At 74.0% G+C, this 18,732-nt stretch carries 16 protein-coding genes; 3 read left to right on the top strand and 13 right to left on the bottom strand.

What is annotated here, in order from left to right; genetic code table 11:
* Nucleotides 1-6: 6 nt before the first annotated feature.
* From JKP75_RS01260 to JKP75_RS01245, 4 genes are all read right to left on the bottom strand, one after another.
* Nucleotides 7-957, bottom strand: coding sequence for an alpha-E domain-containing protein (locus JKP75_RS01260; protein WP_200492697.1), 951 nt, complete (start codon nt 955-957; stop codon nt 7-9).
* The gene (locus JKP75_RS01255; protein WP_200492696.1) at nt 951-2,588 is read right to left on the bottom strand and encodes a circularly permuted type 2 ATP-grasp protein; all 1,638 of its coding nucleotides are present in this window, start codon (nt 2,586-2,588) and stop codon (nt 951-953) included. The genes JKP75_RS01260 and JKP75_RS01255 overlap by 7 nt, the downstream gene beginning before the upstream one ends.
* 194 nt (nt 2,589-2,782) lie before the next feature.
* Nucleotides 2,783-3,547 carry a class I SAM-dependent methyltransferase gene (locus tag JKP75_RS01250; protein WP_242472729.1) on the bottom strand — a complete coding sequence of 255 codons (765 nt, stop codon included), beginning with the start codon at nt 3,545-3,547 and terminating at the stop codon, nt 2,783-2,785.
* Nucleotides 3,544-4,560: a methylenetetrahydrofolate reductase C-terminal domain-containing protein gene (locus JKP75_RS01245; protein WP_309229405.1), complete on the bottom strand. Its 1,017-nt coding sequence runs from the start codon at nt 4,558-4,560 to the stop codon at nt 3,544-3,546. The genes JKP75_RS01250 and JKP75_RS01245 overlap by 4 nt, the downstream gene beginning before the upstream one ends.
* 114 nt (nt 4,561-4,674) lie before the next feature.
* Between JKP75_RS01245 and JKP75_RS01240 the strand changes: the two genes are divergently transcribed.
* On the top strand, nt 4,675-5,553 hold the full coding sequence (locus JKP75_RS01240; RefSeq protein ID WP_255523231.1) for a pirin family protein: 879 nt from the start codon (nt 4,675-4,677) through the stop codon (nt 5,551-5,553).
* Complete coding sequence (locus JKP75_RS22320) at nt 5,532-5,672, top strand: pirin-like C-terminal cupin domain-containing protein (RefSeq protein ID WP_255523230.1); 141 nt, start codon at nt 5,532-5,534, stop codon at nt 5,670-5,672. The genes JKP75_RS01240 and JKP75_RS22320 overlap by 22 nt, the downstream gene beginning before the upstream one ends.
* Nucleotides 5,673-5,742: 70 nt before the next feature.
* On the opposite strand, the gene JKP75_RS01235 is transcribed toward JKP75_RS22320, so the two are convergent.
* The 3 genes from JKP75_RS01235 to JKP75_RS01225 form a co-directional block, all read right to left on the bottom strand.
* Nucleotides 5,743-6,498 carry a VOC family protein gene (locus JKP75_RS01235; protein ID WP_200489498.1) on the bottom strand — a complete coding sequence of 252 codons (756 nt, stop codon included), beginning with the start codon at nt 6,496-6,498 and terminating at the stop codon, nt 5,743-5,745.
* Nucleotides 6,499-6,569: 71 nt separating this feature from the next.
* The gene (locus JKP75_RS01230) at nt 6,570-7,664 is read right to left on the bottom strand and encodes an LLM class flavin-dependent oxidoreductase (protein ID WP_200492695.1); all 1,095 of its coding nucleotides are present in this window, start codon (nt 7,662-7,664) and stop codon (nt 6,570-6,572) included.
* 76 nt (nt 7,665-7,740) lie between these two features.
* The gene (locus tag JKP75_RS01225; RefSeq protein ID WP_200489499.1) at nt 7,741-9,729 is read right to left on the bottom strand and encodes a TPM domain-containing protein; all 1,989 of its coding nucleotides are present in this window, start codon (nt 9,727-9,729) and stop codon (nt 7,741-7,743) included.
* A 113-nt stretch (nt 9,730-9,842) separates the two neighbouring features.
* Here JKP75_RS01225 and JKP75_RS01220 point away from each other — a divergent pair, with 113 nt between their 5' ends.
* Nucleotides 9,843-10,217 (top strand): Rieske (2Fe-2S) protein, encoded by a 375-nt coding sequence (locus tag JKP75_RS01220; protein ID WP_200489500.1) that lies wholly within the window; start codon nt 9,843-9,845, stop codon nt 10,215-10,217.
* Nucleotides 10,218-10,233: 16 nt separating this feature from the next.
* Here JKP75_RS01220 and JKP75_RS01215 read toward each other — a convergent pair whose 3' ends face one another.
* From JKP75_RS01215 to JKP75_RS01185, 6 genes are all read right to left on the bottom strand, one after another.
* Nucleotides 10,234-12,984, bottom strand: coding sequence for a dipeptide ABC transporter ATP-binding protein (locus JKP75_RS01215; protein WP_242472727.1), 2,751 nt, complete (start codon nt 12,982-12,984; stop codon nt 10,234-10,236).
* Between the two features lies 1 nt (nt 12,985).
* Nucleotides 12,986-14,086, bottom strand: coding sequence for an ABC transporter permease (locus JKP75_RS01205; RefSeq protein ID WP_200489504.1), 1,101 nt, complete (start codon nt 14,084-14,086; stop codon nt 12,986-12,988).
* 105 nt (nt 14,087-14,191) lie between these two features.
* Nucleotides 14,192-15,811 carry an ABC transporter substrate-binding protein gene (locus tag JKP75_RS01200; RefSeq protein WP_242471168.1) on the bottom strand — a complete coding sequence of 540 codons (1,620 nt, stop codon included), beginning with the start codon at nt 15,809-15,811 and terminating at the stop codon, nt 14,192-14,194.
* Nucleotides 15,812-16,047: 236 nt separating this feature from the next.
* A complete protein-coding gene (locus JKP75_RS01195) occupies nt 16,048-16,869 on the bottom strand; it encodes a MetQ/NlpA family ABC transporter substrate-binding protein (protein WP_200489506.1) in 822 nt (273 codons plus the stop codon).
* Between the two features lie 35 nt (nt 16,870-16,904).
* Nucleotides 16,905-17,564 carry a methionine ABC transporter permease gene (locus JKP75_RS01190; RefSeq protein ID WP_200489507.1) on the bottom strand — a complete coding sequence of 220 codons (660 nt, stop codon included), beginning with the start codon at nt 17,562-17,564 and terminating at the stop codon, nt 16,905-16,907.
* Nucleotides 17,561-18,658, bottom strand: a complete 1,098-nt coding sequence (locus JKP75_RS01185; protein WP_309229404.1) for an ATP-binding cassette domain-containing protein — start codon at nt 18,656-18,658, stop codon at nt 17,561-17,563. The genes JKP75_RS01190 and JKP75_RS01185 overlap by 4 nt, the downstream gene beginning before the upstream one ends.
* Nucleotides 18,659-18,732: the final 74 nt, after the last annotated feature.

Genomic DNA, 18,732 nt, shown 5'->3' with positions numbered 1-18,732 from the left:
GGCCGCTCACCCTGCCTCCTCCGGCACCCACACCTGCGGCGCCTGTTCGGTGAAGAAGCGGTGGGTGACCGCCGCGCTCGCCGCCGAGCAGGTCCGCTGCAGCTCCTCGAGCCGGACCGGCAGCTGGGCCAGCAGCTCGGGGGTGGACATGAACTCGAGCATCGTGCGCGCCCGGCCGACGATGCGGTGCGCCTCCCCGGCGACGCCGACCCGGGCCGCGTCGCGGACCGTGGAGCGCTCCAGCTCGGCCAGGCACGCCTCGGCCTGCTCCAGCGAGGCGAACACCGAGCGCGGGAACAACCGGTCCAGCAGCAGGAACTCCGCGGCGCGGCTGGAGTCCACGACCCCGCGGTAGGTGCGCAGGTAGGGCTCGTAGGCGCCGGTGGAGCGCAGCACCAGCGTCCAGGACGGCGCGGCGTCGCCGGCGAGCACGCGGGTGGAGAGCATCCGCGCGGTCATGTCCACCCGCTCCAGGGAGCGGCCCAGGATGAGGAACAGCCAGCTCTCGTCGCGGCTCATCGTGGCGTCGGCCAGCCCGAACACCATCGCCGAGCGCTCGCGGACGAAGCGGAACAGCGAGTGCGGGCCGTACCGGCGGGCCATGGTGCGCTGCTGCGGCAGCGCGTTGTGCGTGACGTTGAGCGACTCCCAGATCTCGGCGCTGAGCACCTCGCGGGCACCGCGGGCGTTCTCCCGCGCCGCCGAGAGCGCGCCGACGATCGAGCTCGGGCTGGCCCGGTCGAACGCCAGGCCGGCCAGTACCCGCTCGGTGTCGGCCTCCTCCTCGGGTACCGGCGTCCCCATGAGCGCGAGCAGGTTGGCGCAGGCCCGGCGCTCGTCGATCCACGGGTCCTCGACCAGCCGCTGGGTGTGCACGTCGAGGATGCGGGCGGTGTCATCGGCCCGCTCTACGTAGCGGCCGATCCAGAACAGCGACTCCGCGATCCGGCTCAGCATCCCGCGCCTCCCCGAGGGGCAGACATGGCCATCTCTGCCCCTTGCTGCTGCTGCTCCGACTGCTGCGACTGGGCCAGGGCGTTGTCGTTCAGCGGGCCGGGGTCCTGCGTCGGTGGCTCGTCGGGCAGGTCGGCGGCGGTGAACTCGATGGTGGTGGTGTCGCGGGCCGGGCCCAGCGGCACCGTGCTGTCGACCGGCCGGGGGCGGCTGAGCACCCAGGTGTCCTTGGAGCCCCCGCCCTGGCTGGAGTTGACCACCAGCTCCCCCTCCGGCAGCGCCACCCGGGTCAGCCCGCCGGGCAGCACCCACACCTTGTCGCCGTCGTTGACCGCGAAGGGCCGCAGGTCCACGTGCCGCGGGGCGATCCGGCCACCCACCAGCGTCGGGCAGGTGGACAGCCCGATCGGTTTCTGCGCGATCCAGTCGCGGGGCTTCGCACGCACCTTCACGGCCAGCTCCTGGAGCGTCTTCTCGTCGGCGCGCGGGCCGATGACGATGCCCTTGCCGCCGGAGCCGTCGACCGGCTTGAGCACCAGCTGGTCGAGGGACTCGAGCACCCACTCGACGGTGTCCCGGTCGTCGAGCCGGTGCGTCTCGGCGTTCTGCAGCACCGGCTCCTCGCCCAGGTAGTACCGGATCAAATCGGGCACCCAGGTGTAGAGCAGCTTGTCGTCGGCGACGCCGTTGCCGACCGCGTTGGCGATGGTCACCCGGCCGGCGCGGGCCGCGTTGAGGACGCCGGCGCAGCCGATCACCGAGTCCGGGCGGAAGTGCACCGGGTCGAGGAACTCGTCGTCGATGCGGCGGTAGATGACGTCGACGCGGCGCTGCCCGTCCGTCGTCCGCATGCTGACCTGGTTGCCGGCGCAGACCAGGTCGCGCCCCTCGACCAGCTCGACGCCCATCTGGCGGGCCAGCAGCGCGTGCTCGAAGTAGGCGGAGTTGTAGACGCCGGGCGTGAGGACGACGACCGTCGGGTCGGCGACGTTCGACGGCGCGCTGGCCTTGAGCGCGGCCAGCAGGCGGGACGGGTAGTCGTCGACCGGCTGGATGCGGTGGTCGGCGAACAGCTCGGGCAGCACCTGGCTCATCGCCGCCCGGTTGGTGATCACGTAGCTGACCCCTGACGGCGAGCGCAGGTTGTCCTCGAGCACCCGGAAGTCGCCGGCCTCGTCGCGGACCAGGTCGATGCCGCTGACGTGCACGCGGACGCCGTTGGGCGGGACCAGCCCGTGCGCCTGGCGGTGGAAGTGCGCGCTGGTGGTGACCACGCTGCGCGGCACCACCCGGTCGGCGAAGACCTGGCCGGCGCCGTAGACGTCGGCGAGGAACGCCTCGAGCGCCAGCACCCGCTGGACGACCCCGCGCTCGATGACGTCCCACTCGTCGGCGCCGATGACCCGCGGCACGATGTCCAGCGGGAACGGCTGCTCCTCGCCGGCGTGGGCGAAGGTGACACCGGCGTCGCGGTAGGTCTGGCTGAGCAGGTCGGCCCGCGCGGCCAGCTCCTCGCCGTCGATCGGCTGGAGCGAGGAGTGCAGGCCCGCGTACGGCGGCCGGGGTTCGCCGACGTCGCCGAACATCTCGTCCCACTGCTGCCCCAGGAGGTAGCCGTCGAAGAGATCCGCCATGGTCGAGAACCTAGTTCGGGGATGTGTCCCGCGCGTTTCGGCAGCGCGAACCCGCCGCCCGCTCCCCCGTCGACGCGACCAGATCGCCGATCTCGCCGCGTAGGGCGCCCGGAAGGCGCCAGATCGCCGATCTCGCCGCATAGGACGCCCGGAAGGCGCCAGATCGCCGATCTCGCGGATCTCGCCGGGAGGGTTCAGACGGCGACCGCGACGGCGAGCCAGGGGCGCAGCGCGCCGTCGGCGAGCAGCCGGCCGACCCGCCCGGAGTTCTCCTCCGCCTGCCGGAACGCCGGGTCCCCACCGTGCCGGCGGGCCACCTCGGCGTCGACGGCGTCGGCGGCGCGGGTCCACTCCTCGGGGCTGTCGGAGAGGTCGGCCTCGGCGGTGTCGATGACCTCGAAGCCGGCGGCGGCGAGCAGCTCTCGGGTCTCCGCCTCGGACGGGAACTCGTTGCCGTCGGGCGCCGGGGAGGTGAGGGGGCCGTCGGCGACGAAGACGAGCAGGCCGAGCCGGGCGCCGTCGACCAGCACCCGCCGCAGCTCGCCGAGTGCACCGGCCTTGTCCGGCATGGTGTCCAGCACGCCCAGGCACTCCGCGGCGTCGAAGGAGCCGTCGGCGAAGGGCAGCTGCTGGCCCAGGGCCACGACCGAGCGCAGGCCGAACATCCGGCGCGACGCCCGCACCGCCGCGACCATCGGCTCGGCGCACACCGGCCGGACGCCGCGCTCGGCGGCGAGCCAGGCGGCCGGCCCGCCGACGCCCGCGCCGGAGTCGAGCACCCGGCTCCCCGGGCGCAGCTCCAGCCGGTCGGCCAGCCAGCGCAGCGCGCCCTCGCTGCCGCTCCCCCGGCAGCCCGCCGGGATGGCGGTCTCCGGCCCGAGGGCGCGCACGGCCTCCTCGGTCCAGCCGGCGACGGTGTCGAACTCCGCCTCCATCGCCTCGCTCGCGAGCTCCGTCATGCCATCCCTCTCAGCTCCGTCGCGACGGCGGCCTTGATCCGCGCGCCGTCGTCCTCGCCCCGGCCCGAGCCCATCCCGGACAGGTTCACCCCGACCACGCCCTCCACGGCGAGCAGCGCCCGCGCCTCCTCGACGGCCGCAGCGATCCCGGCGGCCCGCGGGTCGGGCGCGGCCAGCACCTGCTCGACCCGCTCGTCGTCCAGGTGCAGGCCGGGGAAGCGCTGCAGCACCCGCGCCGAGCGCTCGTCGGTGTAGACGGCGACCCCGGCGAGGAACGGCAGCGTCGCGCCGGCCGCCCGAGCGGCGGCCACGAACTCCGCGACCCGCGCCGGGCTGCTGACGTGGTTGAGCACGCACAGCTGCGCCCCGGCGCGCTGCTTGGCGGCCACCCGCGCCGGGCGGGCGGCGACCGGCGGCGCCTCGGGCGACTCGGGGACGGCGACCGGCAGCCCGGTGGCGGCGGCCAGCGCGGCCAGCCGCGGCCCGTCCAGGTCGAACACCTGGGTGGCCCCGGCCGCGACCCCCGGCCCGCGGGCGTCGCCGGTCACGCACAGGACGCCGTCGACGCCGAGCGCCGCGAGCCCGGCCAGCTCCTGCTCCAGCACGACGCGGTTGCGGTCGCGGCAGGCCAGCGTGGTCCACAGCCGGCCGCCGGCGTCGTGCACCCGCGCGGCCAGCATGGTGGGCGGCACGTCCGGGCGGTTGGCGTGCTCCCCGGCGAGCACGGCGTCGCAGACCGGGGCCAGCACCTCCACCACCCGGCGCACGGAACCGGCGTCGAACGGCGCCGTCGTGAGGTCGGCGAGCACCACCGGACCGGTGTCCGCGGCGGCGAGCAGGGCGCTGGTCGCGGCCGGTGCGACCGGCCGCTCGGGCCAGTGCGGCGCCGGCTCGTCGAGGAAGACGCACTCGTGCTCGGCCACCTCGCAGCGCCCGTCCCCGCGGACCCCCCCGCAGGGGCCGAAGACCATGCGCTTCGGGCAGCCGAGCCGGGGCAGCTGCAGGTCCGGCACCGTCGCACGGTGTCCGGTCCGGCGACCGCCGAAACACGGGCACGGAGCGGGAAGACAGCACGGCCGGGACGAGTTACGGTGGCACTAGTTGAACTCTCAACCGAGGAGGCCGGCATGCCCGCCGTGACCGTCGAGGACACCACCACGCTGCCCCGCGTCCCCCTGCCCGCGCCCCGCAGCGTCCGCCGCCGGACCCGCTCGGTCACCACGGCGCCGTCGGGGTTCGAGGGCGAGGGCTTCCCGGTGCGCCGCGCGTTCGCCGGCGTCGACCTCCGCGACCTGGACCCGTTCATCCACATGGACCAGATGGGCGAGGTCGAGTACGCCCCCGGGGAGCCGAAGGGCACCTCCTGGCACCCCCACCGCGGCTTCGAGACCGTCACCTACATCATCGACGGCACGTTCGAGCACGCCGACTCCCACGGCGGCGGCGGCACGATCACCAACGGGGACACCCAGTGGATGACCGCGGGCGGCGGCGTCCTGCACATCGAGCGCCCGCCGGAGCAGCTCGTCGTCAGCGGCGGGCTCTTCCACGGCCTGCAGCTGTGGGTGAACCTGCCGCGCGCGCAGAAGTGGGTCGAGCCGCGCTACCAGGACCTGCGGGCCCAGGAGTCGGTCCTGCTCGCCAGCCAGGACGCCGGGGCGCTGCTCCGGGTGATCGCCGGCGACATCGGTGGGCACACCGGCCCGGGGTCGACCTACACCCCGATGGCGATGGTGCACGCCACCGTGGCGCCGGGCGCGCGGCTGGACCTGCCCTGGCGGCCGGACTTCAACGCCCTGGTCTACGTGCTCTCCGGCGCGGGCTCCGTCGGCATCGACGGCGCCCCGGTGCGCACCGGTCAGCTCGCCGTGCTCGGTCCCGGGGACACCGTGTCGATCACCGGCGCGGTGGCCCAGGCGAGTCGCGCACGCCGGCGCTCGACGTCGTCGTCCTCGGCGGCGCCCCGATCCGCGAGCCGATCGCCATGGCCGGCCCGTTCGTCATGAACTCGCGGCAGGAGGTCCTCGACGCGTTCGAGGACTTCCAGAAGGGCCGGCTGGGCTCCATCCCCGCCTCCTACGGACGCCGCGCACCGCACGCCGACGTGCAGGGCGAGTCCCGGTAGCCCTGACCCCCTGCTCCTCGCCGGTCTCGCCCCTCCGGGTCATCCTCCGGAGGGGCGGGACCTGCGGCGGTCACTCCTCCGTGGCGGCCTCCATGATCGAGAAGGCGGCGCCCCAGGGGTCCTCGAGAACCGCGAACCGGCCGAACTGGCTGTCCTCGGCCGGGTGCAGCACCTTCCCGCCGGCGGCCTCGACGGCGGCCACGGTGCCGTCGGCGGACGCGACGGCGAAGCAGACCGTCCAGCCCGTGGGCAGGCCCGGCTGCACCGGCCCCAGCCCGCCCAGCGGGCGGTCAGCGGTGCGGAAGGTCGAGTACTCCATGCCCTCCACCGGATCCCACCGGAAACCGAAGACCGCGGTGTAGAACTCCTGGGCGGCGGCCGGGTCCTGGACCGCGGCCTCGTTCCAGACCAGCGAGCCGGGCTCGTTGAAGCGCTGGACGCCGGTGTGCTCACCGGCCTGCCAGAGGCCGAACGCGTTCCCCTGCGGGTCCCGCGCCATGACCATCGTGCCGACCGGCCCGATCTCCATCGGCTCCACGACCACGGCGCCCCCGGCCTCGCGGATGCGCGCCGCCGTGGCCGCGGCGTCCTCCGTCGCGAAGTACGTCGTCCACGACGGCGGGTCCCCCTCGGTGAGCGGGCCGAGGCCGGCGACCTGCCGGCCGTCCTTCTCCGCGTTCGCGTAGCCGCCGTACTCGGGTTCGCCGCCGGTCCACACCCAGCCCATGAGCTCGGCGTAGAAGGACTTGGCGGCGTCCGGGTCGGCCGCGCCGTAGTCGATCCAGCAGGGGGTGCCGGCGGGCCAGGCGGTGTCTCGTGTGGGCATCTCGTTCCTCCCTCGGGTGTGAGGCAGGTCACGATGCCACCGGGGTCCGACAGAACGGCGGCCCGTCGTCTTCAGGCGGCGAGGGCCTGCGCGCCCAGCAGCGGGAGCACCTCCTCGCCCACCCGCCAGGCCTCCTCGAGGTGCGGGTAGCCGGAGAGGATGAACTCGTCGAAGCCGAGGCCGGCGTACTCCGAGATCCGCTCCGCGACCTGCTCGTGGCTGCCCACGAGCGCGGTGGCCGCACCCTCGCGCACCAGCCCGATGCCGGCCCACAGGTTGGGTGCGACCTCCAGCGAGCGCGCCCCGTCGGCCGCGGTGCCGCCGTGCAGCGCCGCCATGCGCGCCTGCCCCACGGAGTCCATCCGGGCGAACCGGGCCTGCGTGGCCGCGATCGCCTCGGGCGCCATCCCGGCCAGCATGCGGTCGGCGACGCCCCAGGCCTCCTCGGCGGTGTCCCTGCTCAGCACGTGCAGCCGGATGCCGAACCGGACCTCCCGGCCCGCGGCCGCGGCCTTCTCGCGCACCCGCTCCACCCGCTCGCCGACCAGCGCGGGCGGCTCGCCCCAGGTCAGGTAGGTGTCGACCAGTCGCGCCGTGACGTCCTCGGCCGGCCCGGAGGCCCCGCCCAGGTAGATCCGCGGCATCGGCGCGGGCGCGGCCAGGCCGGCGCCCTCGACGCGCACGTGCTCCCCGGCGAAGTCGAACGGCCGGCCCTCGAAGCTGCGGCGGAAGACCTCCAGGAACTCCCCGGTGCGGGCGTAGCGCGCGTCGTGGTCCAGGAAGTCGCCGTAGGCCCGCTGCTCGACCGGGTCACCGCCGGTGACGACGTTGATCCGCAGCCGGTTGCCGCTGAGCTCCTGGAAGGTCGCCGCCTGCTGCGCGACCAGCGTGGGCAGCGCGAACCCCGGCCGCAGCGCGACCAGGAACTCCAGCCGGTCGGTCAGCGCGGCCAGCGAGGAGCAGACGATCCACGGATCGGGGCAGCCGGCGCCGACCGGGGTGAGCACGCCGGTGAAGCCGGACTGCTCGGCGGCGCGGGCGACGTCGCCGAGGTAGCGCAGCGTGGCCGGCCGGCGCAGCGCCGTCCGGGAGGTGCCGGTGACCGTCGTCGCCGGAGCCGCGTCGTGCCCGTCGCCGCGCGTGGGCAGGAACCAGTGGAACTGCATGAGGACCTCGCGAGCGTCGGGACGGCGAGATCCCAGCAAAGCACACCAATCCGGTGCGCTTGCACGGGATTGCGGATCAGAACCGGCCGCCGCCGCCCCCGCCACCGCCGAAGCCGCCGCCCCCTCCGCCACCGCCGCCGAAGCCGCCGCCTCCCCCGAAGCCACCGCCGCCGCCGAAGCCACCGCCGAACCCGCCGCGGGAGCCGCCGGCGAGGATGCCGCCGAGCACCAGGCTGCCGAGGTCCACCCCGCCGCGGCGGTACCCCGGCCCGTACCCGCCACCGAAGCCGCCGGGGCCGCCGCCCCAGCCCTGCAGGTCGTCCTGCGCCCGCGACAGGGCCGACCGCGCCAGCGAGGTCGCCTGGTGGGCCTCCTGCAGCGCGGCCACCGGCTCGTCGCGCCCGCGGTCCACCGCGGCGTCGAGGTGCCGCTGCGCCTCGGCCAGCCGGGTGCGCGCCTCGGCGCCGACCGCGCCGCGGCGGGTGGCGATGAAGTCGCGCGCGGACGCGATCTCGGCCCGGGCGGTCAGCACCGCCTGCTCCAGCGCGCCGGCCGCCCGGCGCGCCTGGGCCTCGGCGTCGCGGGCCACGGTGAGCCCCTGGTCCAGCGCGATGTCGGCCTCCTCCAGCTGCCGGAGCGCGGCCAGCGGGTCGGGCCGCTCCCCGGCGAGCAGCTCGTCGGCCGCGGCCAGGGCCGCCTCGGCGCGGGAGATCTGCGGGCGCAGGCCGCTGCGGTCCCCGGACGCGGTGAGCGCCCGGGCCTCGGCGAGATCCTTCTCCGTCTCGGCGCGCACCGCGGCGACGCGGCCCCCGGCGGCCTCCAGGTCGGCGCCGAGCCGGCCGACGGCGTTCAGCAGCGTGGTCGTCTGCGCCACCGCGTCCTCGGCCGCGCGGATGTCGCCGACGGCGGTGCCGGGCTCGGGCGAGGCGAGCGCCGTCCGGGCCTCCTGCACCTCCTGCTCGGCCGCGGCCAGCCGGGCGCGGGCCTCGGTCACGTTGTCCGCGACCGGGGCCGTGGCGGTGTCGGCGAACCCCTGCCGCAGCGCGCCGAGCCGCTCCTCCTCCTGCGGGATCCGGGCGTGCAGCTCGGCGATCCGCGGCGCGAGCGCGTCCAGCACCTGCGGCGCGGTGTGCTCGAGGTCGCGCAGCGCCGCGAACGCCGCGGCCTGCTCGTCCAGGCGTGCGCCCGCCGCCTGGGTCAGCTGCAGCATCTCGCCGAGCATCTTCCGGGTGGTCGGCTCGTCCTCCGGGACGTCGTCGTCCAGCTGCTGGCGCAGCGTGAACGCCCGGGAGAGCTCGTCGCGGGAGGCGGCCAGGGCCTTGTCGAAACCCTCCACCGCCTGCGGCCCGTACTGCGCGCGGGCGTAGTCGAGGTCGAGCTGGGAGGTCTGCATCGCCTCGTCCAGCTCGAGCAGCGCGGTGCTGGCCCGGAACTGCAGCTTCTCCGTCGGCTCGCCGGCGTGGGGGTCGACCTGCTCGATCCGCGCGACCGGCGGCAGTGCCGCCCGCTGCTTCTTGCGGCGGTTCCGCGCGACCAGGTAGGCGCCGCCGCCGACGACCGCGACCCCGCCGACCACCAGCAGGGCACCCCCACCGCCCGATCCGGAGCCGGGCGCCTTGCCGGTGCGCAGGATGTCGGCGAACGCGACGACACCGGCCTCCCAGTCGCCGTCGGCGAACTCCGGCTCCACGGCCTGCCCGGCCAGCCGGTCGATCTCCTCGTTGCTCATGTCCGAGCCGTTCGGCGGGATGAACCCGTAGGCGCCGTCGTCGACCGCCACGGCCAGCATCGCGTCCCCGCCGCCCAGCCCGGAGAGCTCGCCGGTCGACAGCATCCAGTCCTGCGAGTCCACGCCGTCGAACGAGTCCACGAAGACGACGAACAGCTGCGTGCCGTCCTCGGACTGCAGCTCGTCGAGCGCGGCCTCGATCTCCGACTCGTCCCCCAGCACCCCGGCCTCGTCGACGATCTGGTCCTCGAGGCGGAACGGCTCCTGCGCGAGGGCCGGGGACGCGGCCAGGCCGAGCACGGCGGATGCGCCGAGAACCACGAACAGCCGGCGCACGGCCACCTCCTGGAGCGAATCGGTGCGGGAGACGACAGTACCGAGGAGGTGGGGGTCCGGCGGCCGCCCTGCGGGTAGGGGGGCTCGACGTCCCGACCACCCGAGGAGACCCCGTGCCGGACGACGACCGGATCCCCGCCACCGAGCTGCCCCCGGGCACCGTCCGCCGTGTCGGCGACTGGGCCGTGGGCAACCGCGGCCCCGAACCCGACGGCGCGGACCGCCACTTCGCCGTCTCCCGCCGCTGCCGGCACCAGCTGGCCGACCTGTCGGAGGGCTCGCTGGACGCCGACGGCTGCCTGGTCTGCCCCTGGCACCAGAGCCGCTACGACGTGCGCACGGGCGAGATGGTCGAGGGGCCGCGCGGCTTCCTCGGCTACCACGGCCCGACCCCGGGCTACACCCAGCTGGTGCGGCTGCTCGGCTCGCTGGCCCGGCTGCGCGTCCGCCGCGCCACCCGCTCCGGCACCGACGTCGTCCTCGAGTAGCCCGCCCTCCCGTCGGTCAGCGGAGGCGGTCCCACTCGGCGCGGCGGCGGGCCTGCTCGTCGGGATCGGGCACGGGCAGCGAGGCCAGCAACCGCTGCGTGTACGGGTGCTGCGGAGCGCCGAGCACCTGCTCGCCGGTGCCCTCCTCGACCAGCTCGCCCTTGTAGAGCACCGCGATGCGGTCGGCCAGCAGGTCGACGACGGCGAGGTCGTGGCTGATGAACAGGCAGGCGAAGCCCAGCTCGCGCTGCAGCTCGTCGAACAGCTCGAGCACCCGCGCCTGCACCGACACGTCCAGCGCCGAGGTGGGCTCGTCGGCGATCAGCAACTCGGGGTCCAGGGCCAGCGCACGGGCCAGGCTCGCGCGCTGCCGCTGACCGCCGGAGAGCTCGTGCGGGAAGCGGTCGCCGAAGCTCTTCGGCAGCTGCACCGCCTCGAGCAGCTCGTCGACCCGGCCGCGCGCCGCCTGCGGGTTCTTCGCCCGCTTGTGCACGACGAGCGGCTCGGCGACGGCGTCGGCGATCGTCAGCAGCGGGTTGAAGCTGGACGCCGGGTCCTGGAAGACGAACCCGATCCGCTCGCGCAGCGGCCGGAACGCCCGCTCCTTGAGCCCGTTCATCTCGGTGCCGTGCACGGTGAGCGAGCCGCCGGTGACCTTGGTCAGCCCGGCGATCGCCCGGCCGATCGTGGTCTTGCCGCTGCCGCTCTCGCCGACCAGCCCCAGCACCTCGCCCGGGCGGATCGCGAAGCTGACCCCGTCCACCGCGACGAAGTCGGGCTGGCGCAGCCGGCCGGGGTAGACGATCCGCAGGTCGCGGGCCTCCACCACCGGCGCCGCCTCCTGCCAGCCGGCGGGCCGGGCGGCGGCCCGGTCGGCCGTGCGGGCGCGTCCCTCGCCCAGCCGCGGCACGGAGCCCAGCAGTTGGCGGGTGTAGTCGTCCTTCGGCGCGGTGAACAGCGTCCGGACGTCGGCCTGCTCGACGATCCGGCCGTGGTACATGACCGCGACCCGGTCCGCGAGGTCCGCGACCACGCCCATGTTGTGCGTGATCAGCACGATCGCGGTGCCGAACTCGTCGCGGCAGCGGCGCAGCAGGTCGAGGATCTCGGCCTGCACGGTCACGTCGAGGGCGGTGGTCGGCTCGTCGGCGATGATCACGCCGGGGTCCAGCGCCAGCGCCTGGGCGATGACGATGCGCTGCTTCTGCCCGCCGGAGAACTGGTGCGGGTAGTGGTCGACCCGCGTCTCGGGGTCCGGGATGCCGACGCGGCGCAGGACGTCGATCGCCTTGGCCCGCGCCTCCTTCTTGCTGTAGTCGCCGTGGGCGCGCAGGCCCTCGGCGATCTGCCAGCCGACCGGGAACACCGGGTTCAGCGCGGTGGAGGGCTCCTGGAACACCATGGCGGCGTCCCGGCCGCGCACGTCGCCCAGGTCGCGGCGGGACAGCGCGACGACGTCGGCACTGCTGCTGCCGTCCTTGCTGGTGAGCACGATCGCGCCGCGGGTGAGCGCGGTCTCGGGCAGCAGCCCGAGGATGCTCCGCGCGGTGACGGTCTTGCCGCTGCCGCTCTCCCCCACGATCGCCAGCACCTCGCCGGCGCCCACGGTCAGGCTGACGTCGCGGACGGCGGCGACGTCGCCTGCGTCCGTGGCGAACGTGACCGACAGCTTCTCGATCTCGACGACGTCGCGCGCGGGTGTGGTCGTCACAGCTCGGCACCCTTCTCGTCCACGTACAGGTCGTCCGGCGGCGATGGCGCCGGGCACGACCGAGGTCTCCGCGACGTCGGCCGCCGTCGTCGGGCCGCGGCGGCGGGTGCGCAGCCGCGGGTCGGCCAGGTCGTTGAGGCTCTCGCCGACCAGGGTCAGCCCCAGGACGACGAGCACGATCGCCAGGCCGGGGAACAGCGAGGTCCACCAGATGCCGCTGGTGACGTCGGACAGCGACTTCTGCAGGTCGTAGCCCCACTCGGCGGCGGCCGTGGGCTCGATGCCGAAGCCGAGGAAGCCCAGGCCGGCCAGCGTCAGGATCGCCTCGGACGCGTTGAGGGTGAGGATCAGCGGCAGCGTGCGCGTGGCGTTGCGGAAGACGTGCCGCGACATGATCCGCCAGTGCGAGGCGCCGATGACGCGGGCGGACTCGACGTAGGCCTCGGCCTTGATCCGCACCGTCTCCGCGCGCACCACCCGGAGGTATTGCGGCACGAAGATCACGGTGATGGAGAGGGCCGCGGCCATGATGCCGCCCTTGAGGCTGGACTCGCCCCCGTTGAGCACGATGCCCACGACGATCGCCAGCAGCAGCGACGGGAAGGCGTAGATCGCGTCCGCGACGACGACGAGCACGCGGTCCAGCCAGCCGCCGAAGTAGCCGGCGATCAGCCCGAGCAGCACGCCGATCACGATCGACATGAGGACGGCGGCGACGATCACGTACAGCGCCGTCCGCGTGCCCCAGATGACGCGGGAGAGCACGTCGTACCCACCGACCGTGGTGCCCAGCCAGTGCGCCGACGACGGCTCCTGCTGGGCGCCGAACGGGCCGCTGGGGTCGCGCAGCTGGTTGAACTCGTAGGGCGCCAGCAGCGGCGCGAAGATCGCGGTGATCAGGAAGATGCCGGTCAGGACCAGTCCGGCGACGAGCATGCCGCGCTGCAGGCCGACGCTCTGGCGGAGCTGGTGGACGACCGGCAGGCCGCGCCACCCGCGGGGCCGGCGGCCGGCGGCGGGGGCGTCGGCGGGCTCGGCGTTCGTGCTGGTGGCCATCTCAGTACCTCACCCGGGGGTCGATGAGCGCGGCGATGACGTCGACGACGAAGTTGACCAGCGCCACGATGACCGCGGCCAGGACCACGATGCCCTGGACGGCGACGAAGTCGCGGGCCTGCAGGTACTCGACCAGCTGGAAGCCCAGGCCCTTCCACTCGAAGGTGGTCTCGGTGAGCACCGCGCCGCCGAGCAGCAGCGCGATCTGCAGGCCGATCACGGTGACGATCGGGATGAGCGCGGGCCGGTAGGCGTGCTTGCGCAGCAGCCGGCGCTCGCTGACCCCGCGGGAGCGTGCCGCCTCCACGTAGCCGCTGCCCAGGGTGCCGATGACGTTGGTGCGCACCAGCCGGAGGAAGACCCCGGCGGTGAGCAGGCCCAGCGCGATGGCCGGGAGGACGGCGTGCTCCAGCACGTCCCGGAGGACCTCGCCGTCGCCGAGCTTGATCGCGTCGATCAGGTAGATGCCGGTGGGGTTCTCCAGGGACTGGAGCTGGATCTCCGCGCCGGTGGAGGCGCGCCCCGCGACCGGGAGCCAGCCGAGGTTGACCGCGAAGACCAGCTTGAGCAGCAGGCCCGCGAAGAAGACCGGGGTGGCGTAGCAGAGGATCGCGAACACGCGCAGCAGCGCGTCGGGCCAGCGGTCGCGCAGGTAGGCGGCGAGCCGGCCGAGCGGGATGCCGACGGCGAACGCCACGATCAGCGCGTAGAAGGCGAGCTCGAGGGTGGCGGCGCCGAACGTGGTCAGCATGTCGCTGATCTCGCGGCCGTCGCTGATCGCCGTCCCGAAGTCGCCGCGGGCGAGCTGGCCGAGGTACTCCCAGTACTGGACGAGGATCGGCCGGTCGTAGCCGGCCTCGGCGATCCGCCGGGCGAGCTCCTCGGCCGGGAGCCGGCCGCCCTGCGCGGCGGTGATCGGGTCACCGGTCAGGCGCATGAGGACGAAGACCGTCGTCACGAGGATGAAGATCGTCGGGAAGATCAGCAGGAAGCGGACGAGCAGGTAGCTGCCCAGCCCCCCGCTGCGGCGCTGACGAGCCGCGGTGGGCGCGGCCTCGGGGGCGGCTCCGCCCCCGGTCAGCTCGGTCGTGGTGGTGGTCATCTCTCCCACTCGGTTCTTTCGGGCCCTCACACGGCAGACCCCGGGTGACCCGCTCGCGGCGGGTCACCCGGGGCCGTGGTGCCTACAGTCTCCCAGCTGGTGGGATCAGCCCTTGCTCAGGGCGCCGTAGCGGAACTTGAAGGACGCATCGAGCGTGTCCTCCGCGCCCTCGACGTCGGAACCGACGACGGCGACCTGGGCGCCCTGCAGGTAGGGCAGCGTGGACAGGTCGTCGGCGACCAGGTCCTGGATCTGCTCGAGCAGGCCCTGGCGCTCGGCGGGGTCGGCCGTCGTCGCCTGCTGCAGGATCAGGTCGTTGACCTGCTGGTTCTCGTAGTGGTTGCTGAGGAAGTTCTCCAGCAGGAAGAACGGCGTCAGGTAGTTGTCGGCGTCGGAGTAGTCCGGGAACCAGCCGAGCTGGTAGGCCGGGTAGGCGTCCGCGGTGCGCTGCTCCGAGTACTGGGTCCACTCGGTGGTCTGCAGGTTGACCGTGAACAGGCCGTCCGCCTCGAGCTGGTCCTTGATCAGCGCGTACTCGTCGGCCGAGGACGGGCCGTAGTGGTCGTTCGAGTACTGCAGGTTCAGCTCGACCGGGGTGGTGACGCCGGCCGCCTCGAGGCGGGCCTTCGCCGCGGCGGCGTCGGGGCCGCCCTCGTTGTCGCCGTACTTCTCCAGGAGCGGCTCGATCGCGCCGGTCAGGCCCTCGGGGACGTGGGAGTACAGCGGCGTGTAGGTGCCCTTGTAGACCTGCTCGGCGATCTCCTCGCGGTCGAGCAGGTCGGCGGCGGCCTGGCGGACGGCCAGCGCCTTGGCCGGGTCGACCTCCGGCGTGGTGGCGCCGAACGGCTGGGTGTTGAAGTTGAACACGATGTAGCGGATCTCGCCGCCGGGGCCGTCGACGACCTTGACGTCGTCGTTGCCACGCAGGTCGTCGATGTCCGTGGCGGTCAGGCTGCGCCACGCGACGTCGATGTTGCCCTGCTGGATGTCCAGCTTGAGGTTCGAGGCCTCGGCGTAGTACTTGACGTTGACCTTCTCGGTCTTCGCCTCGCCCAGCACACCCTGGTAGTCGGGGTAGGCCTCGTAGGAGATCAGGTTGTTCTGGTCGTAGTTCGTGATGACGTACTGACCGTGGAAGGCCTCGCCGTCGACGATCTCCTGGTCCGGGGTGATCTCGTCGGCCGAGAAGACGTCCTCGTCCACGATCGGGCCGGCCGGGCTGGAGAGGATCTGCGGGAAGACCTGGTCGTTCTCGGTCTTCAGGTTGAACACGACCGTGGTGTCGTCCGGGGTCTCGACGCTGTCGAGGTTGTAGAGCAGCGAGGACGGGCCGTTCTCGTCCGCGATCGCCAGCTGGCGGTCGAAGGTGAACTTGACGTCGGAGCTGGTCAGGTCGTTGCCGTTGGCCCACTTCAGGCCCGGCTTCAGGGTGACCGTGTACTGGGTCGGGGAGGTGAACTCCGCCGACTCGGCGATGTCGGGCTCGACGTCCGGGCTGCCGTACGGGGTGTTCAGCAGGAACGGGTAGATCTGGTTCATGACCGCGAACGAGCCGTTGTCGTAGGAACCGGCCGGGTCGAGGAAGGTGATCTTGTCGGTGGTGCCGATGGTCAGGGCGCCGCCGCTGCCGGAGCCGCCACCGGAACCGCCGTTGCCACCGTCGTCGTCGCCGCCGCAGGCGCTCAGCAGGAGAGCGGTCACCGCGACGCCCGCCGTGGCGACCATGCGCCGACGGCTGCTCGATCCGGAGATCATCCGATACCTCGTCTTCATCAAAATGCGACCCGCGCGGCGCACCGGGCGCGGCTGCGGGCCACCACAGGTCAGTGGATGAAGCAGGTCTAACACGCCGGTGCGGCCGCAAGGAATCCCGTCCCGACACCGTTATGACGTCGTGACTGCAGCAGTGAGCCCGGACACGCGGACGTCCTCGTCCGTGTGCCCGGGCTCACCGGATGTCATCAGAACGCGGGCAGGACCGCGCCGGAGTAGGTCTCCTCGATGAAGGTGCGGACCTCGTCGGAGTGCAGCAGCTCCTCCAGCTTCGTGATCCGCTCGTCGCCCTCGTCGCCGGTGCGCACGACGAGCAGGTTGGCGTTCGGGTTGCCCTCGCCCTCCTCCAGCACGAGCGCGTCCTCGGCCGGGTTCAGGTCGGCGTCGATGGCGTAGTTGCCGTTGATGACCGCGGCGTCGACGTCGGCCAGCGAGCGGGGCAGCTGCGCGGCCTCGACCTCGGTGATCTCGAGGTTCTTCGGGTTCTGGTCGACGTCGAGCGCCGTCGGGGCGTCGTCCCCGGTGTCGGCCAGCGTGAGCAGGTCGTTGGCCTCGAGCAGCCGCAGCGCGCGGCCGGCGTTGGTCGGGTCGTTCGGGATGGCGATCGTCGCGCCGTCGGGCAGGGCGGCGACGTCGTCGATCGACTCGGAGTACAGGCCCAGCGGCTCGATGTGCACCGGGTCGAGGGCGGTGAAGTCGTAGCCGGCGTTCTTCTCCTGCTCCTCCAGGTACGGCACGGTCTGGAAGAAGTTGGCGTCCAGCGAGCCGTCGTCGAGGGCGACATTGGGCTGCACGTAGTCGGTGAACTCGACGATCTCCAGCTCCAGACCGGCGTCGTCGGCGAGCTCGTCGGCGATGAAGTTCAGGATCTCGGCGTGCGGCACCGGCGAGGCGCCGACGCGCAGCGGCTCGTCGGCGCCGGAGAGCTCCGCGTCACCCCCGCACGCGGACAGGCCGAGCACGGCGGCGGCCGCGACGGCGGCCAGGACGGACCTACGGGGGCGGGACATGGTGGATCTCCTTGCTCGTGGGGCGGTGCGTGGGCTCAGACGTGCGCGAGACGCCGGGCCCACCGGTCGCCGGCCCACTGCAGGAGCTGGACCAGCACCAGCAGCAGGACGACGGTGGTCACGGTGATGTCGGTGCGGAACTGCTGGTAGCCGTAGCGGATGGCGAAGTCGCCGAGCCCGCCGCCGCCGATCGCACCGGCCATCGCGGAGTAGCTGATCAGCGCGACGACGGTGACGGTGACGCCGGCGACCAGCGAGGGCAGCGCCTCGGGCAGCAGCACCGTGCGGACGACGTCGCGCCGGCGGGCGCCCATGGACAGCGTCGCCTCGACCTTGCCGGGGCTCACCTCGCGCAGGCTGGTCTCCACCAGGCGGGCCAGGAACGGGACCGCGCCGATGGTGAGCGGCACGATCGTCGCGGTGGAGCCGATCGTGGTGCCGACGATGCCGCGGGTCACCGGGGCGACCAGCACCAGCAGGATGATGAACGGCAGCGAGCGGCCCAGGTTGACCACCAGGCCCAGCACCCGGTGGAGCACCGGCCGCGGGGAGAGCGCGCCGGGCGCGGTGATCGTGAGCAGCACGCCGAGCGGCACCCCGACGAGCACGGTGAGCAGCGTGGAGACGCCGACCATGTAGAGGGTGTCCCAGGTGGCCTCGGCCAGCTGCGGGGCGATGCGGGACCAGTCGTTCACCGCTGCACGTCCGGGGAGTCGAGGAGGCGGGTCAGCGCGGGGGCGCCGGCGCCGGGGGCGGGTTCGGGCCCGGGCCCGGTCAGGTCGACGGGCGGCGGCTGGTCGCAGGGCACGGCGCGCTCCACCAGCGAGCCGCCGTCGCGGAGCCGCTCCAGCGCGGGGTCCAGCCGGCCGTCGTCCCCGGTGACCGCGAGCAGGAGGCGGCCGAACCGCCGGCCGGCGACGGTCTCCACCGACCCGCCGACGATCTCGACGTCCAGCCCGAGCTCGCCGGCCAGGGTGCGCAGCACCCGGCCCTCGGGTGCGGCCTCGGTGACGGTGATCCGCACGAGGTCGCCGGCGGCGCCGGCGGCGGCCGGGGCGGGCAGCAGCTGGGCGGCCAGCGCGGAGTGCGGCCGGGTGAGCACCTCGGCGAGGGGTCCGCCGTCGACGACGCGGCCGGCGTCCAGCAGCACGGCGCTGTCGCAGACGGCGCGGACGACGGCCATCTCGTGGGTGATGAGCAGGACGGTGAGCCCCAGCTCCGCGCGCACCTGGCGGAGCAGGTCGAGGACGCCGGCGGTGCTGGCCGGGTCCAGCGCGCTGGTCGCCTCGTCGCAGAGCAGCACCTTCGGTCGCGCCGCGAGCGCCCGGGCGATGGCGACGCGCTGCTTCTGGCCGCCGGAGAGCTGGGCCGGCCGGGAGCCGTGCCGGTCGCCCAGGCCGACGAGGTCGAGCAGGTCGGCGACCCGGCGGCGGCGCTCGGCCTTGCCGACCCCGGCGAGCTCGAGGGGGTGCTCGACGTTGCCCGCGGCGGTGCGCGAGTCGAGCAGGTTGAAGTGCTGGAAGACCATGCCGACGGTGCGCCGGGCCTGCCGGACGCCGTCGCCGTCGAGGTCGGTGAGCACCTGCCCGTCGACGACGACCCGGCCCGAGGTCGGCCGCTCGAGCAGGTTGACCATCCGGGCCAGCGTGCTCTTGCCCGAGCCGCTGGGGCCGACGACGCCGGCGAACTCGCCGTCGGCGACCGACAGCGAGATGCCGTCGACGGCGGTCACCGCGGCCGCCCCGCGGCGGGCGGGGAAGACCTTGCGGACGTCGGTCAGTTCGATCACGGGGAGGCCTCGGTGGGGGCTCGGCGGTGCGGCACGGGACGGGGCGCCGGCGCGGGGATCCCGGGCAGGCGCGG

Origin of the sequence: Blastococcus sp. TML/M2B, from assembly GCF_016612865.1 — a bacterium.
In the GTDB taxonomy this organism is placed as follows: Bacteria; Actinomycetota; Actinomycetes; order Mycobacteriales; family Geodermatophilaceae; genus Blastococcus.
The sequence above is the reverse complement of the archived record's forward strand: the minus strand, read 5'-3'. Positions and strand labels throughout refer to the sequence as shown.